Source organism: Pseudomonas sp. 02C 26, from assembly GCF_002843585.1.
Lineage (GTDB): Bacteria > Pseudomonadota > Gammaproteobacteria > Pseudomonadales > Pseudomonadaceae > Aquipseudomonas > Aquipseudomonas shirazensis.
In genome coordinates this window covers 17,845-43,318 of the sequence record NZ_CP025262.1, presented here as the reverse complement: position 1 = coordinate 43,318, position 25,474 = coordinate 17,845, and the positions used below count along the sequence as shown (strand labels likewise).

Here is a 25,474-nt window from a genome sequence, read left to right as displayed (position 1 = left end):
GCCTTACGCCTGCCTCACTTGCGGCTTGAGCCGTACATAAAGAGTTTTATCGACCCGCGCCACCAGTTCACCGGCACCGTCGCGGATGTCGACCTGCAGCCGCGGCAGGTACTTCTTGCCGCTGGCGGTGTGCTGGCGAATCTCGGCCAGCAGCGCGTCATCGACGTTGAACTCGGCATACACCGGGCCTTTGCCCGGTGAGATGAAATCGATGCTGGCGGCCTTGTCCCAGACAATGTACTCGCTGCCCAGACGCTCGATCAGCAACAGCATGTAGAACGGGTCGACCATCGAATACAGGCTGCCGCCGAACTGGGTGCCGACGTAGTTGCGGTTCCAGCGGGTGAGCTTCATGCGCACTTTGATGTGGCTCATGTCGGGGCTGATCTGCTGCACCCGAATACCAGCACCCAGGTACGGCGGGTAGATATTCAGCAACCAGCGCAGCATGCGGGCCTTGCGCGCCAGCCGACGCGAATCGCTCACAGGCGGCCCCGCAGATCGCTGCGGGTGCCCAGGCCCATCGCCTGGCGGGCGAACCAGCGCTTGGCCGGTGGCAACAGATCAAGGCCAAGCAAACCCAGGTTGCGTCCGGTGGCCAGCAACGGCTGTCTGCTGCCGAACATCCGCGTGACCTGATCGGAGAAGCCGATGGTCAGGCTCTGGTCGAGTTGCTGCCGCTGCTGATAGGTCTGCAGGGTCGCCAGGTCGCCGGGGTGCTGCGGGCCGGCCAGCAAGCCTTCAGCCAGCGCCTGCACATCGCGTAGCGACAGGTTGAAGCCCTGCCCGGCAATCGGGTGCAGGCTGTGCGCGGCATTGCCGAGGACCACCAGATGCGGGCGCACCTGCTCGCTGGCAGCCACCAGCGCCAACGGGTACAGATGCCGCGCGCCAACCTGGCGCAGTGCGCCGAGGCGGTAGCCAAAGACCTGCTGCAGCTCGGCGAGGAAGTTGCGCTCGTCGATCTCGGCCAGGCGCTTGGCGTCCATCCCCTGGCGGGTCCAGACCAGCGCGCAGCGGTTGTCCGGCAATGGCAGCAAAGCCATAGGCCCCTGTTCGGTAAAGCGCTCGAAGGCCTGACCGCCGTGGGCCTCACCGGGGGTGATATTGGCGATCAAGGCACTCTGCTGATAAGGCCGGCGCTGCACATGGATGCCCAACTGCTCGCGCAAGCCCGAGCGACCACCGTCAGCCAGCACAGCCAGGTCACACTCAAGGCTGGTGTCGTCATCCAGCTGCAAGCGGTAACCGCCTTCGATCGGCTGCATCGCCTTGACCTCGGCCGGGCATCGCCAGCTCACCACTTCCGGGTCCAGGCCCTGCCACAGGCACTGGCCGAGCCAGGCGTTTTCCACCACATAGCCCAGCGCCGGCACGCCTTCTTCGCTGGCGTCCAGGCGGGTGGCGCCAAAGCGACCGCGGTCGGACACGTGAATCTGCAGAATCGGCTCGGCGCGCTGGCTGATGGCCGGCCACAGGCCCAACTGCTGGTAGATCTGCCGGGTGCCGAACGACAACGCCGACGAGCGCGCATCGTAGCTTGGCTGAAACGCATCGCCAGGGGCGAACGGCTCGATCAGCAGGATTTTCCAGCCACGCGCCTTGGCCCCAGCCTGCAGCGCCAGCGCCAGGCTGGCGCCGACCAGGCCGCCGCCGATGATTGCCAGGTTGACCCGGCTCATGCCGCCTGCTCGCGGGCAGCGGTCATCAGCGCCTCGATCTCGGCAACCGTCCGCGGCACGCCGGAGGTAAGAATTTCACAGCCCTGCCTGGTAACCACCACGTCGTCCTCGATCCTGATGCCGATACCGCGCCACTTCTTGGCCACGGCCTGATTGTCGGCGCCGATGTAAATGCCGGGTTCGACGGTCAGCGCCATGCCCACTTCGAGCACCCGCCACTGGCCGCCGACCTTGTACTCGCCGACATCGTGCACATCCATCCCCAGCCAGTGCCCGGCGCGGTGCATGTAGAACGCGCGGTAGGCCTCGCTGTCGATCAGCGCCTGCACTTCGCCCTTGAGCAAGCCCAGCCGCACCAGGCCTGCAGTAATCACTCGCACCGTCGCCTCATGGGCGTGGTTCCAGTGCTTGCCTGGGGCGATCTCGGCAAAGGCCGCAGCCTGGGCTTCGAGCACCAGCTCGTAGATGGCTTTCTGCTCAGCAGAAAAACGCCCGCTGACCGGGAACGTGCGGGTGATGTCGCTGGCATAGCAGTCGATTTCACAGCCGGCATCGATCAGCACCAGGTCGCCGTCCTTGAGCACGGCGTCGTTCTGCTGATAGTGCAGGATGCAGCCATTACGCCCAGCAGCGACGATCGAGCCATAGGCCGGCATCTTCGCCCCGCCCTTGCGAAACTCGTAATCGAGCTCGGCCTCCAGGCTGTATTCGTAAAGCCCCGCCCGGCAGGCCTGCATCGCCCGCACATGGGCCCGTGCAGAAATCGCCGCAGCGGCGCGCATGACCTTCACTTCTGCTGCCGATTTATACAGGCGCATGTCGTGCAGCAGATGATCCAGCGCAACGAACTCGTTGGGCGGCTGCGCACCGAGGCGGGCCTTGGAGCGAATCAGGTTGATCCAGTCCATCAAGCGCCGGTCGAACTCAGGGTTGCTGCCCATCGCCGTGTACACCCGCTCGCGGCCTTCGATCAGGCCCGGCAGGATCTCGTCGATGTCGGTAATCGGAAATGCATCGTCCGCGCCATACTCGCGCAGGGCACCTTCCTGACCGGCACGCAAGCCGTCCCACAGCTCGCGCTCCGGGTTACGTTCACGGCAGAACAGCACGTATTCGCCATGCTCGCGACCGGGGATCAGAACAATGACCGCCTCAGGCTCGGGAAAGCCGCTGAGGTACTGGAAGTCGCTGTCCTGACGGTACACGTGCTCGACATCACGGTTGCGAATGGCAACCGCAGCGGCGGGCAGGATGGCGATGCTGTTGGGGACCATCTGCGCCATCAGCGCCTTGCGCCGACGGGCATACTCGGCCTTGGGTATGTGGCTCATGGGCAGACGACCCCGATTGATCAGTGCAGCGATGGCTTGGGGGCAGGCGCAACTGGCGCGGCCAGCTCGGTGAACAGCAGCAGCGGCGCGACGCGCAGGTACTCGGTGACCTCCATGTAGTCGCTCTCGCCGTCCTCGGATTCTTCCAGGGCGTCTTGCACCTGCGAAATCGCCACCAGGTCCTGCAGCACTTCCTTGGCTTCGGTGGACAGGTCCTTGCCACCGGCGTTCAAGCCGAAGCCGGCGATGAAGCCCTGGCACCATTCGCCAAGGGCGGCGGCACGTTCGGTCAGCGGTTGTTCATCCCCCGGCAGCAACAGCACCAGAGCGACGTCATCGCCGGTGAGTTCGGCCTTGACCATCTCCTGCAGGCCGATCAAGGCGTTGCGCACAGAGTCGTTCGGTTCGACCTCGAGGGCGTTGGCGGCGTCGGCCAACCAGGCCTCGGCATCGAAGCCTGCGCCGGCGCAGCTGCGGCCAATCAACAGGCCGTGCAGCTCGGCGGGGGAGACAGGGTGGCCATTGCTCGAGAGCAGTGCGGCGAAAGCGGTGTACGGCGATTGAGTATTAGGCATGGGCTGCTAGGCGCCAGACGGCGCAATGTCTAGAATGAAGACCTTGTATCCTAGCACCGGCAGGCGCGCCAAGACCATCGGCACTGGCCGCCCAAGGCCCGGCACCGGCATCATGGCCAGGCCGTAAACGATGGAGCGAAACGAGTGCCCCCCATGCAAGACAACGACCTGCAAGCGCTGATGAGCCGTTTCGAGCTGCTGATCGAGCGCGTCGAGCAACTTAAACGGCAAAATGCACTCCTATTAGCGCAGGAAACTTCCTGGCGCGAAGAGCGCGCCCACCTCATTGAAAAAAATGAGATCGCAAGGCGTAAGGTCGAATCCATGATCTTGCGGCTCAAGGCCCTGGAGCAAGACTCATGAGTTCAAGCAATAGCGTCACCGTACAGATCCTCGACAAAGACTACTCGATCATCTGCCCGCCCGAAGAGCGCAGCAACCTGGTCAGCGCCGCGCGCTATCTGGATGGCAAGATGCGCGAGATCCGCAGCAGCGGCAAAGTCATCGGCGCCGATCGCATTGCGGTGATGGCGGCCTTGAACATTACCCACGAAATGCTCCACCGCCAGGAAACCCCTGAAGTGGCCAGCGGCGGTACTACCCGTGAGCAGGTGCGTGACCTGCTCGAGCGCGTCGACAGCGCATTGGCCGACGACACGGGTACCAAAAACGGCTGAGATCGGTATACTGGCGTCACTCCCTGGGAGATGCGCCAGTCGGTTATGTCCCTGAGCCGATACGCACAACCACGGGGGTTGCACGCTGGGGCCGGTGTGCATGTCCGCCCGACGGAAAGCCTTAACGCCCCCTGCAATCTCCACCTTGAACTTTCGGGTTCAAGGGCTACGCCGATAGCGGTCTTATCGGGGAGCCTGAATTCTGCATTGCTCGCCTGCTCTGGCGGGCAACTGGTCTGGCCGCCACGGCGGCCGACACCTCCGGGACCTCTGTGCCATGACCGACACCGCGCCCCTCACCCGCCCGCAACTTCGTCGCCAGCTGCGTAACGCACGCCGCGCCCTTACGCCTGCACAACAGCGTCAGGCGTCTCGCGGCCTGTACCGTCAGCTGGCCCAGCATCCGTTATTCCGCCGCGCCCGCCACATTGCCCTGTACCTGCCCAATGACGGCGAGATCGACCCGCGCCTGCTGCTGCGCGAGGGCCATCGGCGCGGCAAGCGGATCTACCTGCCGGTACTGCACGCCTGGCCGGCCACACGCATGGTGTTTCAGCGTTACGACCAGGGTGAGGTGCTCAAGCGCAATCGCTTTCGCATCCCGGAGCCGGTAATCGAGCGCAAGCGGCAACGGCCAATCTGGGCGCTGGATTTGATCCTGCTGCCGTTGGTCGGGTTTGACGAAGTGGGCGGCCGCTTGGGCATGGGGGGCGGGTTCTATGACCGCAGCCTGGCCTATCAGAGCCGGCGCAAGACCTGGAAGAAACCGCTGCTGCTGGGCCTGGCGCATGAATGCCAGAAGGTCGAGCGTCTGGCGCAGGCCAGTTGGGATGTACCGCTGCAAGGCACGGTCTCGGACCGCCACTGGTACCTGGCGCGCAATTGAGCGCGCAATGACTTCAGCGCTGCTGTGGCGCTTGCTCGACGGGGGTCTGGTAGGCGACGTCCATCTTTCGCTCCAGCAAACTCTGCGCATAACCGGTGGTAACGACCCCAAGACCGAAGATAAAGGCCAGGATCCACAGCAGGTCCGGTTTGCGTTTGTTCATTGATTGCCCCCTGGCAACTGATTCGGGCTTGCCAGCTTTTTCAGTGCTGACTGAGCATAGTGCTTAAAATCGGCGCATTTTCCGCCAACCGGAGCCGACACGCAAACGTTGACGTCAACCGGCTGTCGGTTTCATGCAACTAGTTATTTCAGACTTTGTCAGGAGCAGCGTCCATGGCCTATTGGCTGATGAAATCCGAGCCGGACGAATTGTCCATCGATGACCTCAAACGCCTCGGCGAAGCGCGCTGGGACGGGGTGCGCAACTACCAGGCGCGCAATTTCCTCAGGGCCATGGCGGTTGGCGACGAATTTTTCTTCTATCACTCAAGCTGCCCGCAGCCGGGGATTGCCGGTATCGCCAAAATTGTTGCAGCGGCGTACCCCGACCCTACGGCACTTGACCCGCAGAGTCACTACCACGATGCCAAGGCCAGCGCCGACAAGAACCCCTGGAGCGCCGTCGATGTCGCCCATGTGCGCACCTTCAAGCCTTTGCTCGGGCTGGGCTTGCTCAAGCAGCAGGCAGCTCTGGAGGAGATGCCGCTGGTGCAAAAAGGTACACGGCTGTCGGTAATGCCGGTGACCTTGAAGCAGTGGGCTGCGATCCTGACCTTGGCCAAGTAGTGGAAAGCAGAGGGGCTGCTTTGCAGCCCTTCGCGGGTAAACCCGCTCCCACAGGGATCACAGCGGTTTTGAAACCGAATTTCGACAAACGCCGCTGAACCCTGTGGGAGCGGGTTTACCGGGACGCCGGACCGCCGCGAAGGGCCGCAGAGCGGCCCCGGTTGGCTTTACTGCACGATCAGGTTATTGAACAGCAGGTCCTCGACGATCGGCTTGCCTTCCTCGTTCTCCATCACCTGCTGTACCTGCTTCAACGCTTCCTGACGCAGGCGCTCCTTGGCCTCGACGTTACTCATGCTGTCCACGGTCTGCTGGGTGAACAGCGCCACCAGCTGATTACGAATCAGCGGCTCGTGGTGCTTGACCGCCGCCGCAGCGGCATCGCCGGTCACGCGCAGGGCCACGTCAGCCTTGTACACGCGCAGCTTGCTGTTGCCATCCAGTGCGTAGTTGCCGACAAAGGGCGGGCTCAGGCTGATATAGGCAACCTTCGGCGCGCCTTCTGCGGCTTCCTCGGCCATCGCCGCCATTGGCAGCATCAGCGCCATAACCATCAAGATCCACGCTTTCACGAATTCGCTCCTCACATACAGTTGGCGCCAGCTTACCCAGCACGTCGCGCAAACCCAAGCCCGGGCTTATGCCGGGCCATCAGGGCCGAGCATGCTCGTTGACCGGGCAAGCAGTCCTCCTACACTTATCGGCCATCACCTGCAAAGGAATAGCCCCGATGAAAGCCGTGTTGTGCAAAACCCTGGGCCCGGCGCGCGATCTTGTGCTTGCAGACGTCGCCAGCCCCCAGCCGAAGATCAACGAGGTCCTGCTCGACGTGCACGCCGCCGGGGTCAACTTCCCTGACACGCTGATCATCGAAGGCAAATACCAGTTCCAGCCACCGCTGCCGTTCTCGCCGGGTGGCGAAGCGGCCGGGGTGGTTGCGGCGGTGGGCGCCAAGGCAGGCGCGTTCGAGGTGGGCCAGCGGGTCATGGCGCTGACCGGCTGGGGCGCGTTTGCCGAGCAGGTCGCGGTGCCCTACTACAACGTGCTGCCAATCCCCGACAGCATGGACTTCACCACCGCCGCCGCGCTGGGCATGACCTACGGCACTTCGCTGCACGCACTGCGCCAGCGGGCCAACCTGCAGCCTGGAGAAACCCTGTTGGTGCTGGGCGCTTCCGGTGGCGTCGGCCTGGCCGCCGTGGAGATCGGCAAAGCCATGGGTGCCAAGGTGATCGCAGCAGCCAGCAGCGCCGACAAGCTGGCGGTAGCCAAGGCTGCCGGTGCAGATGAGCTGATCGACTACAGCACAAGCTCGCTCAAGGATGAAATCAAGCGCCTGACCGGCGGCCAGGGCGTCGACGTGATCTACGACCCGGTCGGCGGCGAGCTGTTCGACCAGGCGGTGCGCGGCCTGGCCTGGAACGGCCGGCTGCTGGTGGTGGGCTTTGCCAGCGGCGTGATCCCACAACTCCCGGTCAATCTGGCGCTGCTCAAGGGCGCGGCGGTAGTGGGAGTGTTCTGGGGTGCATTTGCCCAGCGTCAGCCACAGGACAACGCCGCCAACTTCCGTCAACTGTTCGCCTGGCACGCCGAGGGCAAGATCAAACCACTGGTATCGAAAACCTACCCACTGGCCGAAGCCGGCAGCGCCATAGAGCAACTGGCGCAGCGCAAGGCGGTGGGCAAGCTGGTGGTGCAGACCCGTTGAACGAAGCCTGCGCGGGGGTCAAACCTCGCGCAGGTTATGGCAGCGGCGAAAACGCGCTTCCAGATTGCGATCAGGCATCTGGTGGCTGCGCAGCGCGTTCAAGGTCTGCTCGACATAATCGCGGGTGGTGCCGAAGCGCCCGCTGGCGCTGGCCAAGATCTGGCTCAGCAGCCCATCCGGCAGGTCGCCGGCGTAACACGGCAAGTGCCGCTCCAGCACGAAACCCAAGGCTTGCACCTTGCTGCCATTGTCGAGCCGGCAGGTCAGCCAGTGCGGGCGATAGGCCGGGTACGGCATCTCCCGTTGCCACAGGGCCATCAGCGAGTCATCCAGATTGCTGTCGTCCAGCCGGTAGGCAAAGCCGCTGCACGAGCCGCCGCGATCCAGGCCAAACACCAGCCCCGGGCACTCGGGTGTGCCGCGATGCTCATGCGACCACAGGTACAGCCCGCGATGATAACCGTGCACGCGCGCGCGCTGACGTTCGACCGAGTTGCACTCCGGCCGCCAGATCAGCGAACCATAGGCAAACAACCACACCGGCCCGCCACGGTGACGCGACATGGTCGACTGCATAGAAACTGACAGTTGCTCGCGCGTGAGTTGCTGACCAAAGTCCAGCGACGGCGGATAGGAAACTTTCCAGGATAGACTTTCAAGTGCCGACATAAGCTGCCGCCATTATTCCCCGAGAACTTACAATGAGCGCCACTGTAACTCACTGGCGCTGCGCTGGACTTACCGTACGGCAGAAAGGCACCGTATTACAAGCCCTGACGCAGGCAGGAGCAGCCGCAACATGGGCACTGCAGGCGAATGTGCAGTGCTGTTGCGAGTATAGATAAAGTTATTGGCAAGGGCGGTAAGACTTACCGCCTTATAATCAAGTCGAACAACTTTGGTTATTAGCGATCAACCACGCGGGGCGTAGGCAAATACATCTGCGCGCATGCGATGGGCGTCCATACCGGCTTCGACCAGAGCATCCAGCGTGGCATAGACCATGTTGGGCGAGCCGCTGGCGTACACGTGAACGTCATTGAGGTCAGCGATATCTTCGCAAACCGCCTCGTGGAGCATGCCGCAGCGCCCTTCCCAACCACACAGGTCGCTGACCACCTTGTGCAGGAACAGGTTGGGCAAGCGCTGCCACTCGTCCCAGTGCTCGAGCGCGTAGAAGTCCTCAGGGCGACGCACGCCCCAGTACAGGTGCACCGGGTGCTTGAAGCCGTTGGCCCGGCAGTGCTCGATCAGGCTGTGCATCTGGCCCATGCCGGTGCCGGCGGCGATCAACACCAGCGGCCCATCCGGCAGCTCGGCCAGGTGGGTGTCGCCAAACGGCATCTGAATACGCGCCAGGCCGTCGCGCTGCAATTGCTCAATCAATGCCACCGAGCTGGGCTCGCGAGCCAGTACATGCAGCTCCAGATCCCGCCCGGCATGCGGTGCCGAGGCCAGCGAGAAGGCAGCCTTGTCGGCGCCATCGCGCTCGATCATCAGGTATTGGCCGGCGTGGTAGCGCAGTGGCTTGCCGGCCGGGGCACGCAGGCGCACGCGCCAGACATCACCGCCAACCTCGATGCACTCGCTGACCGTGCAGGCCAGCGTGCGCAGCGGCAGCTCGCCCAGGGCCAGAACGCCATCCCAGAGCAGCACGCAGTCTTCCAGCGGCTCGGCAATGCAGGTGAACAGCTCGCCGTGATCGCGCACTTCACCGTCCTGGCGCACCCGGCCTTCGACCAGCAGTGCCGCGCAGACATGGCAGTTGCCATTGCGACAGCTGCTCGGGCAGTCATAGCCCAGGCGCCGCGCACCATCAAGAATCCTTTCACCGGGCTCCAGCGCCAGTACCGCCCCGGAGGGCTGCAACGTTACCTGCATCAATCTATTCCCAACTGATCCCACAGCTCATCGATACGGCGGGTGACGGCATCGTCCTTGACGATGACCCGGCCCCATTCGCGTGTTGTCTCGCCCGGCCACTTGTGTGTGGCGTCCAGGCCCATCTTCGAGCCAAGCCCCGACACCGGTGAGGCAAAATCCAGGTAGTCGATCGGCGTGTTGTCGATCATCACCGTATCACGCTTGGGGTCCATGCGCGTGGTGACGGCCCAGATCACGTCGTTCCAGTCGCGGGCGTTGATATCGTCGTCGGTGACAATAACGAACTTGGTGTACATGAACTGTCGCAGGAACGACCACACACCGAGCATTACCCGCTTGGCATGGCCTGGGTACTGCTTCTTGATGGTCACCACCGCCATACGGTACGAGCAGCCTTCCGGCGGCAGGTAGAAGTCGGTGATCTCCGGGAACTGCTTCTGCAGGATCGGCACGAACACTTCGTTCAGGGCCACACCCAGAATCGCCGGCTCATCCGGTGGCCGGCCGGTATAGGTGCTGTGATAGATCGGATTACGCCGATGGGTGATGCGCTCGATGGTGAACACCGGGAAGCTGTCGACTTCGTTGTAGTAGCCGGTGTGATCGCCATACGGGCCTTCCGGGGCCATCTCGCCAGGGTGGATAACCCCTTCAAGGATGATTTCCGCCGTGGCCGGCACCTGCAGGTCGCTGCCGCGGCACTTGACCAGCTCGGTACGGTTACCGCGTAGCAGGCCGGCAAAGGCGTACTCGGACAAGGTATCCGGCACCGGCGTGACCGCGCCAAGGATGGTCGCCGGGTCGGCGCCGAGCGCCACCGCCACCGGGAATGGCTGGCCCGGGTGCTTCTCGCACCACTCGCGATAGTCCAGCGCGCCGCCTCGATGGCTCAACCAGCGCATGATGACTTTGTTGCGGCCGATCACCTGCTGGCGATAGATGCCCAGGTTCTGCCGCTCTTTGTTCGGCCCGCGGGTGACGGTCAGGCCCCAGGTGATCAGCGGCGCGACGTCGCCCGGCCAGCAATGCTGAATCGGCAGCTGGCTGAGGTCGACGTCGTCGCCCTCGATCACCACCTCATGGCACACCGCGTCCTTGACCACCTTGGGCGCCATCGACACGACTTTCTTGAAGATCGGCAGCTTCGACCAGGCATCCTTGAGACCCTTGGGCGGCTCGGGCTCCTTGAGGAAGGCCAGCAGCTTGCCGATCTCGCGCAGTTCTGCAACCGACTCGGCGCCCATGCCCATTGCGACCCGCTCCGGTGTGCCGAACAGGTTGCCCAGCACCGGGATGTCGAAACCGACAGGCTTTTCGAACAGCAACGCCGGGCCCTTGGCACGCAAGGTGCGATCGCAGACTTCGGTCATTTCCAGGACGGGTGAAATCGGAACCTGGATGCGCTTGAGTTCGCCGCGCTGCTCCAGGCCACGGATAAAGTCGCGCAAATCGCGATACTGCATGCGTAAGCCTCGTGTTGGCCGTATCGGTCGGGGTGCAGAGTGTAGCGCCGATCAGGCTTTTTTAGGATGCCAAAATGACTTGGGGCCGCTGCGCAGCCCTTCGCGGGTAAACCCGCTCCCACAAGGTTCGATGTAATCCCTGTGGGAGCGGGTTTACCCGCGAAGGGGCGCGCAGCGGCCCCAAATCTTCAGCATATTAAGCGCGAAGCTTACTTGCGCTTCATCGACAGGAAGAACTCGTCGTTGGTCTTGGTCTGCTTGAGCTTGTCGATCAAGAACTCGATAGCGGCGATCTCGTCCATCGGGTGCAGCAGCTTGCGCAGGATCCACATGCGCTGCAGCTCGTCATCAGCAGTCAGCAGCTCTTCACGACGCGTGCCCGACTTGTTGATGTTGATGGCCGGGAACACACGTTTCTCGGCGATACGACGGTCCAAAGGCAGTTCCATGTTACCGGTACCTTTGAACTCTTCGTAGATCACTTCATCCATCTTCGAGCCGGTTTCAACCAGCGCGGTGGCGATGATGGTCAGCGAGCCGCCTTCTTCGATGTTACGCGCAGCACCGAAGAAGCGCTTTGGCTTCTCGAGCGCATGGGCATCGACACCACCGGTCAGGACCTTGCCGGAGCTCGGGATGACGGTGTTGTAGGCACGGGCCAGACGGGTGATCGAGTCGAGCAGGATGACCACGTCTTTCTTGTGCTCAACCAGGCGCTTGGCCTTTTCGATGACCATTTCGGCAACCTGCACGTGGCGGGTTGGCGGCTCGTCGAAGGTCGAAGCAACCACTTCGCCGCGCACGGTGCGTTGCATCTCGGTAACTTCTTCCGGGCGCTCGTCGATCAGCAGAACGATCAGGTGGCACTCGGGATTGTTACGGGTGATGTTGGCAGCGATGTTCTGCAGCATGATCGTCTTGCCCGCTTTTGGCGGAGCGACGATCAGGCCACGCTGGCCCTTGCCGATCGGCGCGCACAGGTCGATCACACGCCCGGTCAAGTCCTCGGTGGAGCCGTTGCCGGCTTCCATCTTCAGGCGCTTGTTGGGGAACAACGGCGTCAGGTTCTCGAAGAGGATCTTGTTCTTCGCGTTTTCTGGACGGTCGTAGTTGATCGTGTCGACCTTGAGCAGCGCGAAGTAACGCTCCCCTTCCTTTGGCGGGCGAATCTTGCCAACGATGGTGTCACCGGTACGCAGGTTGAAGCGACGGATCTGGCTGGGCGAGACGTAGATATCGTCAGGGCCGGCCAGGTAGGACGCATCAGCCGACCGCAGGAAACCGAAACCATCCTGGAGAATCTCCAGCACGCCGTCACCCGAGATCTCTTCGCCGCTCTTAGCGTGTTTTTTCAACAGGGCGAAAATCACGTCCTGCTTGCGCGAACGGGCCATGTTTTCAATGCCCATCTGTTCGGCCATTTCTAGCAGATCAGTAATCGGCTTTTGCTTGAGTTCAGTCAGGTTCATAAGGGGAGTGGACGTAATCATGTAAGAAGGGAGAATTAAGCTTCTGGCTTAATGAAGCCGCGCCGCAAGAAGGCGACAGGATCGCGTACTGATTCGAATTGGGATGCTTCGGCGACGGCGTGCAGGGGGCACTTGAAGAAACAGTGCGAGGCCGAATGTAACACTTGCTTTTTTGCGCGTCTAGGGTTCGCAAAAAGAAAAGCCCCGGATTTACCGGGGCCATTTCACATCACAGGTTGGCGTCGATGAACGCAGCCAGTTGTGATTTCGACAGCGCGCCGACCTTGGTTGCCTCGACGTTACCGTTCTTGAACAGCATCAGCGTCGGGATGCCACGCACGCCGTGCTTGGCCGGGGTTTCCTGGTTGTCGTCGATATTCAGCTTGGCGACGGTCAGTTTACCCTCGTAGGTAGTGGCGATGTCGTCCAGGACTGGAGCGATCATCTTGCATGGGCCGCACCATTCAGCCCAGTAGTCGACCAGCACCGGGCCTTCTGCCTTCAGGACTTCAGCCTCGAAGGTGGCGTCGGTGACATGTTTGATCAGGTCGTTGCTCATGGATATCTCCAGGTGGAAAGCAAAATCGTGGCCCATCATAGCTGCACCGGCTGGCTACAGGAAGTCGCGGACGATTGAGTGTAACTATAGTGGAGCAAGACACCTCGCATCGAAACTGTCACATAGGTGTCATACGATCCGTGCGCACCTTGCTTTGCATCAAACCTTGCCCAGCCACGCGTTGGCGTATGCCCGCGTTCGTGGCAGGATTGCCAGGTAACCGACCGAGAATCTCGAAAATCATGCCGCAGAACTCCGCGAAGAACCTATCCCTGATCGCCGCCATCGACCTGGGCTCCAACAGTTTCCACATGGTCGTGGCCAAGGCCCACCACACGGAAATCCGCATTCTTGAGCGGCAGGGCGAGAAGGTTCAGCTGGCCGCCGGTATCGACGAAGAGCGCCGCCTCAGCGAAGAAGCCATGCAGCGCGGCCTGGAGTGCCTCAAGCGCTTCGCCCAGCTGATCAACGGCATGCCCGATGGCGCCGTGCGCATCGTCGGCACCAACGCGCTGCGCGAAGCGCGCAACCGCAACGAATTCATCCAGCGCGCCGAAGCTATCCTCGGCCACCCGGTCGAGGTCATCTCCGGCCGTGAAGAAGCGCGCCTGATCTACCTCGGCGTGTCGCACACCCTGGCCGACAATCCGGGCAAGCGCCTGGTCGCCGACATTGGTGGCGGCAGCACCGAGTTCATCATTGGCCAGCGCTTCGAGCCGTTGCTGCGCGAGAGCCTGCAAATGGGCTGCGTCAGCTATACCCAGCGCTACTTCCGCGACGGCAAGATCACCCCGGCGCGCTACGCCCAGGCCTACACCGCTGCGCGCCTGGAACTGATGAGCATCGAAACCGCCCTGCACCGGCTGACCTGGGACGAAGCGATCGGCTCGTCCGGGACCATTCGCGCCATCGGCGCGGCGATCAAGGCTGGCGGCCTGGGCAACGGTGAGGTCAATGCCGAAGGCCTGGCTTGGGTCAAACGCAAGCTGTTCAAGCTGGGCGACACCGACAAGATCGACTTCGAAGGGGTCAAGCCTGACCGCCGCACGATCTTCCCGGCCGGCCTGGCGATTCTCGAAGCCATTTTCGATGCACTCGAACTGCAACGCATGGACCACTGCGACGGCGCCCTGCGTGAAGGTGTGCTGTTCGACCTGCTTGGCCGCCATCACCACGAAGATGTGCGCGAGCGCACCCTCAATTCGTTGATGGAGCGCTACCACGTCGACCACGGCCAGGCCGCGCGGGTCGAACGCAAGGCGCTGCACGCGTTTGATCAAGTGGCCAAAGACTGGGATCTGGAAGAAGGCAACTGGCGCGACCTGCTGAGCTGGTCGGCCAAGGTCCATGAGGTGGGCCTGGACATCGCCCACTATCACTACCACAAGCACGGCGCCTACCTGATCGAGCACTCCGACCTGGCCGGTTTCTCGCGTGAAGACCAGCAGATGCTCGCGCTGCTGGTACGCGGCCATCGCCGCAACATTCCCAAGGACAAATTCGCCGAGTTCGGCGATGAAGGCAGCCAGCTGATTCGCCTGTGCGTACTGCTGCGCTTTGCCATCCTCTTCCACCACATCCGCGGCACCCAAGAGATGCCCAAAGTGGTGCTGCAAGCCCACGAAAATAGCCTGGAAGTAGTATTCCCGGACGGTTGGCTGGAACAGCACCCGCTGACCCAGGCCGACTTCGCCAACGAGGCGGAGTGGCTGGCCCGAGTCGGCTTCGTCCTCAGCGTACGTTGAGGACCGGGTTGCTCAGGCGCTCCAGCAGGGTCGCCTGGGCACTGCGCGGGTTCTGGTTGCCGGTTGGCGTGCTGCGCACGTAGCGGCCGTCGGACTGCAGGATCCATGCTTGAGTGTTGTCGGTCAGGTAGCTTTCCAGCTCCTTCTTGACCCGCAGCAGGTGCTTCTTGCCCTCGACGGGGAAGCAGGTCTCGACGCGTTTATCGAGGTTGCGCTCCATCCAGTCGGCACTCGACAGGAAGATCTGCTCTTCGCCGCCATTGAGGAAGTAAAACACCCGCGTGTGCTCAAGGAAGCGGCCGATGATCGAGCGTACGTGAATATTGTGCGAAACCCCGGCGATGCCCGGGCGCAGGCAGCACATGCCACGCACCACCAGATCGATACGTACACCTGACTGGCTGGCCTTGTACAGCGCGCGGATGATCTTCGCGTCGGTCAACGAGTTGAACTTGGCGATGATGTGCGCCGGCTTGCCGTCGAGCGCGCACTGGGTCTCGCGGGCAATCATGTCGAGCATGCCCTTCTTCAGCGTGAACGGCGCATGCAGGAGCTTTTTCATGCGCAGGGTCTTGCCCATGCCGATCAGCTGGCTGAACAGCTTGCCAACGTCTTCGCACAGCGCGTCATCCGAGGTCAGCAGGCTGTAGTCGGTATACAGACGGGCGTTGGCGGCGTGGTAGTTGCCGGTGCCGAGGTGCGCGTAGCGGACGATTTCGCCCTGTTCGCGACGCAGGATCAGCATCATCTTGGCGTGGGTCTTGAAGCCGACTACGCCATAGATCACCACCGCGCCGGCCGCCTGCAGGCGGCTGGCCATCTGCAAGTTGGACTCTTCGTCGAAGCGCGCGCGCAGCTCGATCACCGCAGTGACTTCCTTGCCGTTACGCGCTGCGTCGACCAGTGCGTCGACGATCTCCGAGTTGGCGCCGCTGCGGTACAGGGTCTGGCGCACGGCGAGCACGTGCGGGTCTTTGGCTGCCTGGCGCAGCAGGTCGACCACCGGGGTGAACGACTCGAAGGGGTGCATCAGCAGGATGTCCTGCTTGCTGACCACGCTGAAGATGTTTTCGGCGTTCTGCAGCAGCTTGGGGATCGCCGGGGTGAACGGCAGGTACTGCAGTTCTGGGTGGCTTTCCAGGCCGGTGATGCTGAACAGCCGGGTCAGGTTGACCGGACCATTGACCTGATACAGCTCGTTCTCGCTCAGACTGAACTGCTTGAGCAGGTAGTCGGACAGATGCTTGGGGCAGGTGTCGGCGACTTCCAGGCGCACCGCATCGCCGTAGCGACGCGAGAACAGCTCACCACGCAGAGCGCGGGCAAGGTCGTCGACCTCTTCCGAGTCCAGCGCCAGGTCGGCGTTACGGGTCAGGCGGAACTGATAGCAACCCTTGACCTTCATGCCCTGGAACAAATCATCGGCGTGGGCGTGAATCATCGACGAGAGGAATACGTAGTTGGCACCGGTGCCGCCTACCTCCTCCGGTACGCGAATCACCCGAGGCAGCAAACGCGGCGCGGGGATGATCGCCAGGCCCGAATCGCGGCCGAATGCATCGACCCCTTCGAGCTCGACGATGAAGTTCAGGCTCTTGTTCACCAGCAACGGGAACGGGTGGGTCGGATCGAGGCCAATCGGGGTGATGATCGGCGCGATCTCGTCGCGGAAGAAACGCCGCACCCAGGTCTTGATCTTCGGCGTCCAGTTGCGCCGACGAATGAAGCGAATGTTGTGCTTTTCCATCTCTGGCAGCAGCACGTCGTTGAGGATCGCGTACTGGCGATCCACTTCGTGGTGCACCAGCTCGCTGATCCGGCTCAGGGCCTGATGTGGCTGCAGGCCGTCGGCGCCGGCCAGCTCACGGGCAAAATTGATCTGCTTCTTCAGGCCGGCGACGCGGATCTCGAAGAACTCGTCGAGGTTGCTGGAAAAGATCAGCAGGAACTTCAAGCGCTCGAGCAGCGGATACGACTCGTCCAGCGCCTGTTCCAGCACGCGGAAGTTGAACTGCAGCTGCGAGAGCTCGCGATGAATGTACAGGCTGCTGTCGTCCAGCCCAGGCACCGGGATCGCCGGCGCCGGCGCAGGGGTCGGCGCGGCGGTTTCGAGCGCAGCGTCGGCAACCGCTTCGACCACAGGCTCGGCCACCGGCTCAAGGTCTGGCGGCGTTTGCGTCAGCTCTTGCGGTAGCGCTTGAGCATCCTTGATGTCGACCGGGGATAGCACTTCGTTATTCATCTGACGTTCCTGAAGGGCGTTACTGCCCTCTCAACAATTGGGCGGCGCGAACGGCGAAATAAGTGAGAATGCCATCGGCGCCTGCACGTTTGAAAGCGGTTAGCGATTCGAGGATCACGGCCTCGCTCAGCCAGCCATTCTGAATTGCCGCCATGTGCATGGCGTACTCGCCGCTGACCTGATAGACAAAGGTCGGCACCTTGAACTCGGTTTTGACCCGGTAAACGATATCCAGGTACGGCATGCCTGGCTTGACCATGACCATATCGGCACCTTCGGCCAGGTCAGTGGCCACTTCGTGCAGGGCCTCGTCGCTGTTGGCCGGGTCCATCTGGTACGACGCCTTGTTGGCCTTGCCCAGGTTCAAAGCCGAGCCTACCGCATCGCGGAACGGGCCGTAGTAGGCACTGGCGTACTTGGCCGAGTAGGCCATGATGCGCACGTTGACGTGGCCGGCGACTTCCAGCGCCTCGCGGATCGCGCCGAGGCGGCCGTCCATCATGTCAGAAGGCGCCACCACTTGCGCGCCAGCCTCGGCGTGGGACAGCGCCTGGCGCACCAGCGCATCGACGGTGATGTCGTTCTGCACGTAGCCGTCTTCGTCGAGGATGCCATCCTGGCCGTGGGTGGTAAACGGGTCGAGGGCAACGTCGGTGATCACCCCAAGCTCCGGGAAGCGTTCACGCAGGGCGCGGGTAGCGCGCTGGGCAATGCCGTCCGGGTTCCACGCTTCGGCGCCATCCAGGGTCTTTTTCTCGACCGGGGTTACCGGGAACAGTGCCAAGGCCGGAATCCCCAGGTCCACCCAGGACTGCGCAGCTTCCAGCAGCAAGTCGATCGACAAGCGCTCGACACCTGGCATGGACGGCACTTCTTCCCGGCGGTTTTCACCATCCAGAACGAATACCGGCAGGATCAGGTCATCGACCGTCAGGGTGTTTTCACGCACCAGGCGACGGGAAAACTCGTCGCGGCGATTGCGACGCAGACGTGTGGCAGGAAACATACGGTTGGCGGGGGTAAAGCTCACGGCAGACTCCTGAGCCCGCGCAGGCGGGCAGCGCGACAGTTATAAGCGGCCATTATGACGCCTGTGTTACACCCTTGGGCAACCCTGCGACGTGTCGCCACAGGCAATCACCATGTAGGAATTGTTCACGTCGAGACACATTTGGACACTTTCCCCACGGCCCGCGAAGGGGTAGGCTGCGCGTTCATTTCGCCAGCACCCCAGAAGATGCTTCAACAATTCCTGCAGGATTTCGGCTACTTTGCCCTTTTTCTCGGCACATTTTTTGAAGGTGAGACCATCCTGGTGCTTGCGGGATTTCTTGCGTTCCGCGGTTACATGGACATCAACATGGTGTGCGTGGTGGCCTTCTTCGGCAGCTATGCCGGCGACCAGCTGTGGTACTTCATGGGCCGCCGCCATGGCCGCGCAATCCTGGCGCGCAGGCCGCGCTGGCAGGCCATGGGCGACCGTGCCCTGGATCATATCCGCCGCCACCCGGACATCTGGGTACTGAGCTTCCGCTTCGTCTATGGCCTGCGCACGGTGATGCCGGTGGCAATTGGCTTGTCGGGCTATCCGCCACGCCGCTACCTGTTGCTCAACGGCATTGGCGCTGCGGTGTGGGCAGTGGCCCTGGGCGCTGCGGCCTACCACTTCGGGGCGATCCTCGAAGGCCTGCTTGGCAACGTCAAGAAGTACGAGCTGTGGGTACTTGGCGGCCTGCTGGTGCTGGGCCTGCTGCTGTGGCTGCGCCGGCGTTTTCGCACCCAGCGCGCCGAGCGCAAGGCGGCCGCCGACGCGGCTGCGACCGAGCAGCTGACGGACAAGCCAAGCCCACCGCAAGAATGAACATGCCGCTGTTGCCGTGATCCTAGTAAAGTGCCAAGCAACAATTGGCGCGTGGACTCTGGAGAAACAAGCATGACAAAAAAAGTGGCGGTGATTCTTTCCGGCTGTGGTGTCTACGATGGCGCTGAAATCCACGAAAGCGTGATCACGCTGCTGCGCCTGGACCAGCGCGGCGCGCAGGTGCAGTGCTTTGCACCAAACATCCCCCAACTGCATGTAATCGATCATCTGACCGGTGAGCAAACCAGCGAGACTCGCAATGTGCTGGTCGAGTCGGCGCGGATTGCCCGCGGCCAGGTCAAGGACATTCGCGAAGCAGACGTCAGCGAGTTTGACGCGCTGATCGTGCCCGGCGGCTTTGGCGCTGCAAAAAACCTCTCCAACTTTGCCGTTGAAGGTGACAAGTGCACGGTTCAACCAGACGTACTGGCGCTGGCCGAGGCCTTCGCCGAAGCCGGCAAACCGGTCGGCCTGATGTGCATCTCGCCAGCTCTGGCAGCGAAGATCTACGGCCCAGGCGTGGTCTGCACCATCGGTAACGATGCCGGCACCAGCGCGGCGGTGGTGAAGATGGGCGGCACCCACGAAGAGTGCGATGTACATGACATCGTCGAAGACACCCAGCGCAAGCTGGTGACCACCCCGGCGTACATGCTCGCTACCTCGATCAGCGATGCGGCCAGCGGCATCTACAAACTGGTCGATCGGGTGCTGGAATTGACCCACGCCAACGACCACTGAGCTGCCCTGCAGCGCTGGCCCAGGCCGGCGCTGCGTGGTGCTGTGATCAATGTCGTAATCAGCCCCTCGCGAGGCGGGTCAGGATGCGATCGAGTGAGTTGGCGAACTCCTGCTTCTCTTTCTCGCCGTAAGGCCCCTGGCCACCACTGGCCTGGCCCTGTTCACGCAGCTCGGTGAACAAGTTACGCGTCGCCAACCGGTCGGCCATATTGCGCTCATCGAACTCACGGCCACGTGGGTCGAGCGCCGCCACGCCGTTTTTCACAAGGCGGTCGGCCAAGGGGATATCGCTGCAGATCACCAACTCGCCCGGTACGGCATTCTCGACCAGATAATCATCGGCGGCATCCGGTCCGCTCGGCACCAAGATCAGCTTTACGCAGGCAAATGCCGGCTTGATCTGCGCTTGGCCGGCGACCATCACTACCTCAAGTTTGCGCTTGAGGGCAAACTTTACGATCAGGTCCTTGGCTGCCTTGGGGCAGGCGTCGGCATCGATCCATATACGCATTGCTGCATTCTCATCGGCTGTTAATCACTGCACCCAGTGTGCCAGATCGCAGCTCAACTGGCCGCAGCGCGGCGCCGCTCGAGCAGCCACGAGCGGCCATACAGCAGCGCGATCGCGCTCAGTGCCAAGGCTTGTGCCGCCAGTGAGTAGGCATCGGCATGAATGCCCAGCCAGTCGAATTCAAAGAACGCCACCGGCCGCGTGCCGAGGATGCCTGCCTCTTGCAAGGCCTTGATGCCATGCCCGGCGAACACCACCGACAGTGCGCACAGCAGCGCGGCGTTGATGCTGAAGAACAGCGCCAACGGCAGCTTGGCCGAACCGCGCAGGATCACCCAGGCCAGGCCCACCAACAGCACCAGCGCGGTGGCACCACCGGCCAGCACAGCGTTGTGCCCGGCAGGCCCTGATTGCAGCCACAGGGTTTCGTAGAACAGGATCACCTCGAACAGCTCGCGGTACACCGAGAAGAACGCCAGCAAGGCAAAACCAAAGCGCCCGCCGCCGCCGACCAGGCTGCTTTTGATGTAGTCCTGCCAGGCCGCAGCGTGGCGCCGGTCGTGCATCCACACGCCGAGCCACAGCACCATCACGCTGGCAAACAGCGCGGTGCAACCTTCGAGCAATTCGCGCTGAGCACCGCCAACGTCGATCAGATACGCCGCTACCGCCCAGGTGGCGAAGCCTGCGACCAGTGCCAGCGCCCAGCCAACGTTGACGCTGCGCACCGCAGATTGCTGGCCGGTATTGCGCAGGAAGGCCAGGATCGCGGCCAGCACCAGAATCGCCTCGAGGCCTTCGCGCAGCAGAATCAACAGCCCGGAGATGTAGCTCAGCGACCAGCTCAGGCCATCGCTGCCAAGCAGCTTGGCGGCGGCGTCGAGCTTGACCTTGGCCTCGCTCAGGCGCTGTTCGGCCTGGGCGACGGGCAGGCCGTCCTGCAACGACTGCCGATAGGCCATCAGGGCCTTCTCGGTGTCTTTGCGTACCTGGGCATCGATGTTGTCGAGGGAGCTTTCGACCAGCTCGAAACCTTCCAGATACGCCGCAACCGACAGGTCGTAGGCCTGGTCATGATCGCCGTCGCTATAGGCCGCCAGGCTCTTGTCGAGGGTGCTGGCGGTGTAGTCGAGCAACTGCGCCGGGCCGCGCTTGACCTGCGGCGGCTGTGCACGCTGGGCGCGAAACGCAGCGACGGCCTCGGCGCTGTGGCTGGCGGCGACTTCTGCAGGGGTCTGCCGGGCCAGATCAGCCAGGTTCCAGGCCGGGGCACCAGCAGCGGCCTGCGGCTCGGCGCTAAAGCTGGCGACAAAGGCCGCTACGTCCCAGCGCTGACGCTCGTCGAGCTGGTCGGCAAACGAGGGCATTTCGGTGCCTTCGATGCCCAGGCCAAGGGTGTTGTAGAGGTCGAACAGGCTGAGCTGATCGAGCCGGGCGACGTCGCGCAGGTTGGCCGGCGCTGGCTCCAGACCGAGCCCGGCCGGGCCATCGCCGGCACCACTGTCACCGTGGCAGATCGAGCAGTTTTGCGCGTACAGCGCGGCGCCGCGGGCAGGATCAGGGGTGATTATCGGGGCCTGGCTGACCTCATAGGCAACCGCCAGACGGGCACCGAGCTGGCGCGCCTCGCGAGCAACGGTAGGGCCGTCCTGGCGCTGGTCGATGGCGGTGCGCAAGGCCTGTACGCCCTGTTCGAGGGCATCACGTTCGGCGTGCGCTGGCAGGTTTTTCACCAGTTCGGCGAGCACGCTGCTGAATTCCTGCTGCTCGCGGTACTCACCGTCATCGACCACCCTGCCCTCGCGCACCGTTGGCGGGTAATCCGCGCCAATGTAATCGAGCAGGTGCAAGGCCTTGGTCGCCTCTGCAGGGGCTTCGGCCGTGGCCAGCGTGCTGCACAGCGCCAGCACTGGCCACAGCAGCCAGGCGAGTAAACGGGGACGGGAAGTCATGGCCGATCTCGAGGGGAATACGAAAGAGAACATTGTTCACTTCCACTCGCGCCTGCTCAAGGGCTGCCGGCAGATTTCACGAAAAATCTTGTAACAGATTAGCGACAGGGACCAGCGCAACCTAATTCAAGCCTCCATGCCAGCAAAACGCCACCTTGTGCTTATAATGTCGCGCCTTTGCCTTTGTTCCCCCGCAATCACGGGCCGCGCTGGCGCAGGACGCAGTCCATCCATTCAGGAAGAACAACACCGATGGTCCCCCGCGCAGTACTTCTGGCAGCGCTTATCGCCGTCACGCAACTGACCGGCTGCGCTGTGTTTCGCAGTTACGACAGCGAGCTTCAGGAAACCAACCAGCAGCTTGTCGCCGGCAATGTCGACGCTGCCCTGGCTCTGCTCGAGAGCAACAACAAGAGCGACGTCAAAGACCTCCTCTACTACTTCGAAAAAGGCGAGCTGCTGCGTTCCAAAGGTGATCTGCAGGGTAGCCAGCAAGCCTGGCGCGTGGCCGACGGCGTGGTCTTCGAGTGGGAAGAAGCAGTCAAACTGGACACTGAAAAGTACCTCAGCCAGTTCGCCAGCTATCTGGTCAACGACAAGGTCCGCCGCTACCAGGGCTACGACTACGAAAAGGTCATGCTGACCACCCAGATGGCCCTGAACCTGCTGGCGCAGAACGATTTCGCCGGCGCCCGTACCGAAATCAAGAAGACCCACGAACGCGAAGCGGTCATCGCCGAGCTGCGTGACAAGCAGTACCTCAAGGGCGAGCAGGAAGCCGAACAACAAGGTGCCAGCACCGAGTTCAAAGATCTGAAGGGATATCCGGTGGCCAGCCTCGACGACCCTGAAGTGGTCAGTCTGAAAAACAGCTACCAGAGCGCGTTCAGCCATTACCTGTCCGGCTTCGTCTACGAGGCCCTTGGCGAGAAGGGCCTGGCCGCGCCGGGCTACCGCACTGCAGCCGAGCTACGGCCGAAGACGCCATTGCTCGAGCAAGCCCTGCTCAACCTTGATGGCAAGCGAAGCAAGTCCGGCGAAAGCGATGTGCTGATTGTGGTCCAGAGCGGCCTGGCACCGGCACGCGACTCGATGCGCATCCCGCTGCCACTGACGATCGACGGTAATCTGGTGATCACCACGCTGTCGTTCCCGGTGATAAGAGAAGACAACAGCACTGCGCGCTTTGCCGAGGTCTACCTGAACGACCAGGCTGTCAGCCTCACTTCACTCAACAACACCAGCGCCATGTCGCGCAGGGCCCTGCGTGACGACATGCCGGAGATCATCCTGCGCACCAGCGTGCGCGCGGTCAGCCGCACCCTGGCGCAAAAAAAGCTGAACGAGGTCGATCCGCTGGCAGCCCTGATCGTGGGCATTGCCGCGGCAGTGGTCGAAGGCGCCGACACCCGCACCTGGCGCACCCTGCCCAACCAGACCCAGGTCGCCCGCGTGCATCTGGCCCAAGGCGAACATCGCCTGAGCCTGCCGGCGATCCTCGGCAGCGGTACGCTCAAGGTCAAGATCGACCAACCCTACCAAGTGATCAGCCTGCGCGTGCTCGGCCATCAGGTGTTCGCCAGTGGCGCCGCCATACAACTGCCGCAGCCGGCCCAAGCGCCGGTGCTTGCCAACCTCAAATAATCTCAAGGATCGAACATGCGTTTAATCTGCATCGCTCTTGTCGCCGCCGCCCTCCTGGCAGGCTGCGCCAGTCCGCCCGAGCCAGGCAGCGCCGCCAGCAAGGTGGTGACCATGGGCCAGCTCGACGACTTTGACATTGGCCCGATGCGGGTGGCCCGCGAACGCGGATTTCTCACCGTCAAGGTCGCCATCAACAACACCAGCCGCAGCAACCAGACCCTTTACTACCGCTTCGCCTGGCTGGGCGACGACGGCTTCCCGGTAGGCGATGAAGAAAGCTGGAAGACCCTCACCCTTTACGGCAAGCAGGCCAGCTTCCTGCCCGCCATCGCCCCGCTGCCGCAGGCGCGCGACTTCCGCCTCGAAGTCCATACCCGGTAATTATTTTCAGGAGCACTTTTGATGTTTGCACGCATTACCCTCGCCGCCCTCACCCTCGCCTTGCTCAGCGGCTGCAGCACGCCGTCACCAGGCCTGGGCAGCAAGAACATCAGCTACGGCGACACCAAGGCAGTCGAGCTGATTACCAACGAATTCGGCTCCACCGACCTGCAGATGATCGCCGAGAGCATGACCCGCTCGCTGGCCCAGTCCGGCGTGCTGCATGGCCGCCCGGTGGTGCAGGTGTATGACGTGAAGAACAAGACCAGCGAGTACATCGATACCCGCGAGATCACCACCACGATCAAGACCCAACTGCTCAAGACCGGCGTTGCCCGCTTTGCCAGCGACAACACCGACATGCAGAGCCAGGTCGACCAGCTCAAGTTGCAGAACCAAAGCGGCCTGTACAAAAAAGCCACCGTCGCCAAGACGGGCAACATGATCGCCGCGCAGTACCGCCTGGAAGGCTCGATCAGCTCCATCGTCAAACGCAGCAGCGATTACAAAGACGTGTTCTACAAGTTCAGCCTGCAGTTGGTCGACGTCGAAAGCGGCCTGGCTGAATGGATGGACGAAAAAGAAATCCGCAAGACCACGGAGCGCTAAGCGATGCGTACATGGATGGCAGTCATCGCTCTGGCTTGCGCATTTTCTGCGCAGGCGGCGCCCAAGGTCGCAGTCACCGACCTTGCCTATCAGGCGCAGGTGGAGGAATACATCCACAGCGTCAGTGCGCACAACAGCGGCCAGGCGAGCCCGTACAGCGCCAGCCACTCGGCCAGCTACAGCGAGTACGAGAGCAGCAAGAGCTACATCGAGCAGACCGAGCTGCGCAATTTCGGTGGCGACATCAAGGGCGCAATCCTCAAGGGTGGGCTGTTCCAGCTGGTGCAGGGCAAGCCTTACACCAGCCGTTCCAACGACGATGTCTACGACGTGATCGCCCGGATCAAAGCCGGCTCGTTCCCAGGTGCCGACTACGTGCTGTTCGGCACCCTGTCGGATATCGACTTCCAGAGGGACATCAACGCACTCGACCACACCGACAGCTACTCGGCGGTACTGGCCCTGAGCGTGGTGGCTGATTTCAGCCTGATCAATACCCGCACCTACGAGATCACCTCGGCCTTCACCGCCATGGGCGAGGGCCAGGACACCAAGCTGGTAAAACGCCAGGATGCGCGCGTCACCCTCAACCGCCCGCGGGTGGTCCGCGAGGTGTCCAGGGAGCTGGGCATGGATGTAGCGCGGCAACTGGCCGAGCAGCTGGCCGGCGAAGTGTCGGCGGCGCCAGCGCGAGAAGGTGTGCAGAGCAACTTGCCGCCGGACGAACCGGCGCAGATTTTGCGCTGAGAGCTGAAAGCACTCTCC

27 protein-coding genes and 1 other RNA gene are annotated in these 25,474 nt (G+C 62.6%); 13 read left to right on the top strand and 15 right to left on the bottom strand.

Translation table 11 applies throughout. The features are described 5' to 3' along the window. Window positions 1-3: 3 nt before the first annotated feature. The 4 genes from CXQ80_RS00210 to CXQ80_RS00195 are packed head-to-tail and all read right to left on the bottom strand — an operon-like array spanning window position 4 to window position 3,588. Window positions 4-486 (bottom strand): DUF4442 domain-containing protein, encoded by a 483-nt coding sequence (locus CXQ80_RS00210; RefSeq protein ID WP_101315281.1) that lies wholly within the window; start codon window positions 484-486, stop codon window positions 4-6. Next, on the bottom strand, window positions 483-1,682 hold the full coding sequence (gene ubiH / locus CXQ80_RS00205) for a 2-octaprenyl-6-methoxyphenyl hydroxylase (RefSeq protein ID WP_101315279.1): 1,200 nt from the start codon (window positions 1,680-1,682) through the stop codon (window positions 483-485). Before ubiH ends, CXQ80_RS00210 begins: the two co-directional genes overlap by 4 nt. After that, the gene (gene pepP, locus CXQ80_RS00200) at window positions 1,679-3,013 is read right to left on the bottom strand and encodes a Xaa-Pro aminopeptidase (RefSeq protein WP_101315277.1); all 1,335 of its coding nucleotides are present in this window, start codon (window positions 3,011-3,013) and stop codon (window positions 1,679-1,681) included. The genes ubiH and pepP overlap by 4 nt, the downstream gene beginning before the upstream one ends. A 20-nt stretch (window positions 3,014-3,033) precedes the next feature. Beyond that, on the bottom strand, window positions 3,034-3,588 hold the full coding sequence (locus CXQ80_RS00195) for a YecA family protein (RefSeq protein ID WP_101315275.1): 555 nt from the start codon (window positions 3,586-3,588) through the stop codon (window positions 3,034-3,036). Window positions 3,589-3,741: 153 nt separating this feature from the next. Between CXQ80_RS00195 and CXQ80_RS00190 the strand changes: the two genes are divergently transcribed. The 4 genes from CXQ80_RS00190 to CXQ80_RS00175 all read left to right on the top strand — a co-directional run bounded on the left by CXQ80_RS00190 (window position 3,742) and on the right by CXQ80_RS00175 (window position 5,151). Next, window positions 3,742-3,951 carry a TIGR02449 family protein gene (locus CXQ80_RS00190; RefSeq protein ID WP_101315273.1) on the top strand — a complete coding sequence of 70 codons (210 nt, stop codon included), beginning with the start codon at window positions 3,742-3,744 and terminating at the stop codon, window positions 3,949-3,951. Beyond that, window positions 3,948-4,265: a cell division protein ZapA gene (locus CXQ80_RS00185; protein WP_101315271.1), complete on the top strand. Its 318-nt coding sequence runs from the start codon at window positions 3,948-3,950 to the stop codon at window positions 4,263-4,265. The genes CXQ80_RS00190 and CXQ80_RS00185 overlap by 4 nt, the downstream gene beginning before the upstream one ends. Before the next feature lie 17 nt (window positions 4,266-4,282). Then, window positions 4,283-4,462: non-coding RNA, 6S RNA (ssrS, locus tag CXQ80_RS00180), on the top strand. Between the two features lie 80 nt (window positions 4,463-4,542). Then, entirely contained in the window at window positions 4,543-5,151 is a 609-nt protein-coding gene (locus tag CXQ80_RS00175) for a 5-formyltetrahydrofolate cyclo-ligase (protein WP_101315269.1), read from the top strand. Between the two features lie 13 nt (window positions 5,152-5,164). Here CXQ80_RS00175 and CXQ80_RS24790 read toward each other — a convergent pair whose 3' ends face one another. Next, window positions 5,165-5,314 (bottom strand): hypothetical protein, encoded by a 150-nt coding sequence (locus CXQ80_RS24790; protein WP_178080737.1) that lies wholly within the window; start codon window positions 5,312-5,314, stop codon window positions 5,165-5,167. Between the two features lie 173 nt (window positions 5,315-5,487). On the opposite strand from CXQ80_RS24790, the gene CXQ80_RS00170 reads away from it, so the two are divergent. Further along, window positions 5,488-5,940: an EVE domain-containing protein gene (locus tag CXQ80_RS00170; protein ID WP_101315267.1), complete on the top strand. Its 453-nt coding sequence runs from the start codon at window positions 5,488-5,490 to the stop codon at window positions 5,938-5,940. A 167-nt stretch (window positions 5,941-6,107) separates the two neighbouring features. On the opposite strand, the gene CXQ80_RS00165 is transcribed toward CXQ80_RS00170, so the two are convergent. Beyond that, entirely contained in the window at window positions 6,108-6,512 is a 405-nt protein-coding gene (locus tag CXQ80_RS00165) for a flagellar basal body-associated protein FliL (protein ID WP_101315265.1), read from the bottom strand. A 158-nt stretch (window positions 6,513-6,670) separates the two neighbouring features. Between CXQ80_RS00165 and CXQ80_RS00160 the strand changes: the two genes are divergently transcribed. Next, complete coding sequence (locus CXQ80_RS00160; protein WP_101315263.1) at window positions 6,671-7,648, top strand: NADPH:quinone oxidoreductase family protein; 978 nt, start codon at window positions 6,671-6,673, stop codon at window positions 7,646-7,648. A gap of 18 nt (window positions 7,649-7,666) precedes the next feature. Here the strand turns inward: CXQ80_RS00160 and CXQ80_RS00155 are convergent, their stop codons facing one another. The 5 genes from CXQ80_RS00155 to trxA all read right to left on the bottom strand — a co-directional run bounded on the left by CXQ80_RS00155 (window position 7,667) and on the right by trxA (window position 13,023). Continuing rightward, a complete protein-coding gene (locus tag CXQ80_RS00155; protein ID WP_101315261.1) occupies window positions 7,667-8,317 on the bottom strand; it encodes a gamma-glutamylcyclotransferase in 651 nt (216 codons plus the stop codon). 243 nt (window positions 8,318-8,560) lie between these two features. After that, a complete protein-coding gene (locus tag CXQ80_RS00150) occupies window positions 8,561-9,529 on the bottom strand; it encodes a CDP-6-deoxy-delta-3,4-glucoseen reductase (RefSeq protein WP_101315259.1) in 969 nt (322 codons plus the stop codon). After that, entirely contained in the window at window positions 9,529-10,995 is a 1,467-nt protein-coding gene (gene ubiD, locus CXQ80_RS00145; RefSeq protein ID WP_101315257.1) for a 4-hydroxy-3-polyprenylbenzoate decarboxylase, read from the bottom strand. Before ubiD ends, CXQ80_RS00150 begins: the two co-directional genes overlap by 1 nt. Before the next feature lie 209 nt (window positions 10,996-11,204). Continuing rightward, window positions 11,205-12,464, bottom strand: a complete 1,260-nt coding sequence (gene rho / locus CXQ80_RS00140) for a transcription termination factor Rho (RefSeq protein ID WP_101315255.1) — start codon at window positions 12,462-12,464, stop codon at window positions 11,205-11,207. A gap of 229 nt (window positions 12,465-12,693) precedes the next feature. Continuing rightward, window positions 12,694-13,023 carry a thioredoxin TrxA gene (gene trxA, locus CXQ80_RS00135; RefSeq protein WP_101315253.1) on the bottom strand — a complete coding sequence of 110 codons (330 nt, stop codon included), beginning with the start codon at window positions 13,021-13,023 and terminating at the stop codon, window positions 12,694-12,696. Window positions 13,024-13,265: 242 nt separating this feature from the next. On the opposite strand from trxA, the gene ppx reads away from it, so the two are divergent. Further along, complete coding sequence (gene ppx / locus CXQ80_RS00130) at window positions 13,266-14,768, top strand: exopolyphosphatase (protein ID WP_101315251.1); 1,503 nt, start codon at window positions 13,266-13,268, stop codon at window positions 14,766-14,768. Here ppx and ppk1 read toward each other — a convergent pair. Continuing rightward, window positions 14,755-17,010, bottom strand: a complete 2,256-nt coding sequence (ppk1, locus tag CXQ80_RS00125) for a polyphosphate kinase 1 (protein WP_101315249.1) — start codon at window positions 17,008-17,010, stop codon at window positions 14,755-14,757. The genes ppx and ppk1 overlap by 14 nt on opposite strands. Before the next feature lie 19 nt (window positions 17,011-17,029). After that, the gene (gene hemB, locus CXQ80_RS00120; protein WP_101315247.1) at window positions 17,030-18,040 is read right to left on the bottom strand and encodes a porphobilinogen synthase; all 1,011 of its coding nucleotides are present in this window, start codon (window positions 18,038-18,040) and stop codon (window positions 17,030-17,032) included. A 207-nt stretch (window positions 18,041-18,247) separates the two neighbouring features. Here hemB and CXQ80_RS00115 point away from each other — a divergent pair, with 207 nt between their 5' ends. Further along, on the top strand, window positions 18,248-18,871 hold the full coding sequence (locus tag CXQ80_RS00115; protein WP_101315245.1) for a DedA family protein: 624 nt from the start codon (window positions 18,248-18,250) through the stop codon (window positions 18,869-18,871). A gap of 72 nt (window positions 18,872-18,943) precedes the next feature. Next, window positions 18,944-19,612, top strand: a complete 669-nt coding sequence (gene elbB / locus CXQ80_RS00110) for an isoprenoid biosynthesis glyoxalase ElbB (protein ID WP_101315243.1) — start codon at window positions 18,944-18,946, stop codon at window positions 19,610-19,612. Between the two features lie 58 nt (window positions 19,613-19,670). On the opposite strand, the gene CXQ80_RS00105 is transcribed toward elbB, so the two are convergent. Next, window positions 19,671-20,123, bottom strand: coding sequence for a YaiI/YqxD family protein (locus tag CXQ80_RS00105; protein ID WP_101315241.1), 453 nt, complete (start codon window positions 20,121-20,123; stop codon window positions 19,671-19,673). Window positions 20,124-20,176: 53 nt separating this feature from the next. Continuing rightward, window positions 20,177-22,108, bottom strand: a complete 1,932-nt coding sequence (locus tag CXQ80_RS00100; protein WP_101315238.1) for a cytochrome c/FTR1 family iron permease — start codon at window positions 22,106-22,108, stop codon at window positions 20,177-20,179. Window positions 22,109-22,327: 219 nt separating this feature from the next. On the opposite strand from CXQ80_RS00100, the gene CXQ80_RS00095 reads away from it, so the two are divergent. Genes CXQ80_RS00095 through CXQ80_RS00080 form a run of 4 tightly spaced genes read left to right on the top strand, consistent with a single transcriptional unit; the run spans window position 22,328 to window position 25,456 of the window. After that, entirely contained in the window at window positions 22,328-23,719 is a 1,392-nt protein-coding gene (locus CXQ80_RS00095) for a COG3014 family protein (RefSeq protein WP_101315236.1), read from the top strand. A 15-nt stretch (window positions 23,720-23,734) separates the two neighbouring features. After that, the gene (locus tag CXQ80_RS00090) at window positions 23,735-24,100 is read left to right on the top strand and encodes a YcfL family protein (protein ID WP_101315234.1); all 366 of its coding nucleotides are present in this window, start codon (window positions 23,735-23,737) and stop codon (window positions 24,098-24,100) included. A 21-nt stretch (window positions 24,101-24,121) separates the two neighbouring features. Next, the gene (gene lpoB, locus CXQ80_RS00085) at window positions 24,122-24,709 is read left to right on the top strand and encodes a penicillin-binding protein activator LpoB (RefSeq protein ID WP_101315232.1); all 588 of its coding nucleotides are present in this window, start codon (window positions 24,122-24,124) and stop codon (window positions 24,707-24,709) included. 3 nt (window positions 24,710-24,712) lie between these two features. Further along, window positions 24,713-25,456, top strand: a complete 744-nt coding sequence (locus CXQ80_RS00080) for a penicillin-binding protein activator LpoB (RefSeq protein ID WP_101315230.1) — start codon at window positions 24,713-24,715, stop codon at window positions 25,454-25,456. Window positions 25,457-25,474 lie beyond the last annotated feature (18 nt).

Excerpts from the sequence above, each read along its gene's own strand:
- ubiH (WP_101315279.1), bottom strand. The coding sequence starts at position 1,682 with ATGAGCCGGGTCAACCTGGCAATCATCGGCGGCGGCCTGGTCGGCGCC.
- pepP (WP_101315277.1), bottom strand. The coding sequence starts at position 3,013 with ATGAGCCACATACCCAAGGCCGAGTATGCCCGTCGGCGCAAGGCGCTG.
- CXQ80_RS00195 (WP_101315275.1), bottom strand. The coding sequence starts at position 3,588 with ATGCCTAATACTCAATCGCCGTACACCGCTTTCGCCGCACTGCTCTCG.
- CXQ80_RS00190 (WP_101315273.1), top strand. The coding sequence starts at position 3,742 with ATGCAAGACAACGACCTGCAAGCGCTGATGAGCCGTTTCGAGCTGCTG.
- CXQ80_RS00185 (WP_101315271.1), top strand. The coding sequence starts at position 3,948 with ATGAGTTCAAGCAATAGCGTCACCGTACAGATCCTCGACAAAGACTAC.
- CXQ80_RS00175 (WP_101315269.1), top strand. The coding sequence starts at position 4,543 with ATGACCGACACCGCGCCCCTCACCCGCCCGCAACTTCGTCGCCAGCTG.
- CXQ80_RS24790 (WP_178080737.1), bottom strand. The coding sequence starts at position 5,314 with ATGAACAAACGCAAACCGGACCTGCTGTGGATCCTGGCCTTTATCTTC.
- CXQ80_RS00170 (WP_101315267.1), top strand. The coding sequence starts at position 5,488 with ATGGCCTATTGGCTGATGAAATCCGAGCCGGACGAATTGTCCATCGAT.
- CXQ80_RS00160 (WP_101315263.1), top strand. The coding sequence starts at position 6,671 with ATGAAAGCCGTGTTGTGCAAAACCCTGGGCCCGGCGCGCGATCTTGTG.
- CXQ80_RS00155 (WP_101315261.1), bottom strand. The coding sequence starts at position 8,317 with ATGTCGGCACTTGAAAGTCTATCCTGGAAAGTTTCCTATCCGCCGTCG.
- CXQ80_RS00150 (WP_101315259.1), bottom strand. The coding sequence starts at position 9,529 with ATGCAGGTAACGTTGCAGCCCTCCGGGGCGGTACTGGCGCTGGAGCCC.
- ubiD (WP_101315257.1), bottom strand. The coding sequence starts at position 10,995 with ATGCAGTATCGCGATTTGCGCGACTTTATCCGTGGCCTGGAGCAGCGC.
- rho (WP_101315255.1), bottom strand. The coding sequence starts at position 12,464 with ATGAACCTGACTGAACTCAAGCAAAAGCCGATTACTGATCTGCTAGAA.
- trxA (WP_101315253.1), bottom strand. The coding sequence starts at position 13,023 with ATGAGCAACGACCTGATCAAACATGTCACCGACGCCACCTTCGAGGCT.
- ppx (WP_101315251.1), top strand. The coding sequence starts at position 13,266 with ATGCCGCAGAACTCCGCGAAGAACCTATCCCTGATCGCCGCCATCGAC.
- ppk1 (WP_101315249.1), bottom strand. The coding sequence starts at position 17,010 with ATGAATAACGAAGTGCTATCCCCGGTCGACATCAAGGATGCTCAAGCG.
- CXQ80_RS00115 (WP_101315245.1), top strand. The coding sequence starts at position 18,248 with ATGCTTCAACAATTCCTGCAGGATTTCGGCTACTTTGCCCTTTTTCTC.
- elbB (WP_101315243.1), top strand. The coding sequence starts at position 18,944 with ATGACAAAAAAAGTGGCGGTGATTCTTTCCGGCTGTGGTGTCTACGAT.
- CXQ80_RS00105 (WP_101315241.1), bottom strand. The coding sequence starts at position 20,123 with ATGCGTATATGGATCGATGCCGACGCCTGCCCCAAGGCAGCCAAGGAC.
- CXQ80_RS00100 (WP_101315238.1), bottom strand. The coding sequence starts at position 22,108 with ATGTTCTCTTTCGTATTCCCCTCGAGATCGGCCATGACTTCCCGTCCC.
- CXQ80_RS00095 (WP_101315236.1), top strand. The coding sequence starts at position 22,328 with ATGGTCCCCCGCGCAGTACTTCTGGCAGCGCTTATCGCCGTCACGCAA.
- CXQ80_RS00090 (WP_101315234.1), top strand. The coding sequence starts at position 23,735 with ATGCGTTTAATCTGCATCGCTCTTGTCGCCGCCGCCCTCCTGGCAGGC.
- lpoB (WP_101315232.1), top strand. The coding sequence starts at position 24,122 with ATGTTTGCACGCATTACCCTCGCCGCCCTCACCCTCGCCTTGCTCAGC.
- CXQ80_RS00080 (WP_101315230.1), top strand. The coding sequence starts at position 24,713 with ATGCGTACATGGATGGCAGTCATCGCTCTGGCTTGCGCATTTTCTGCG.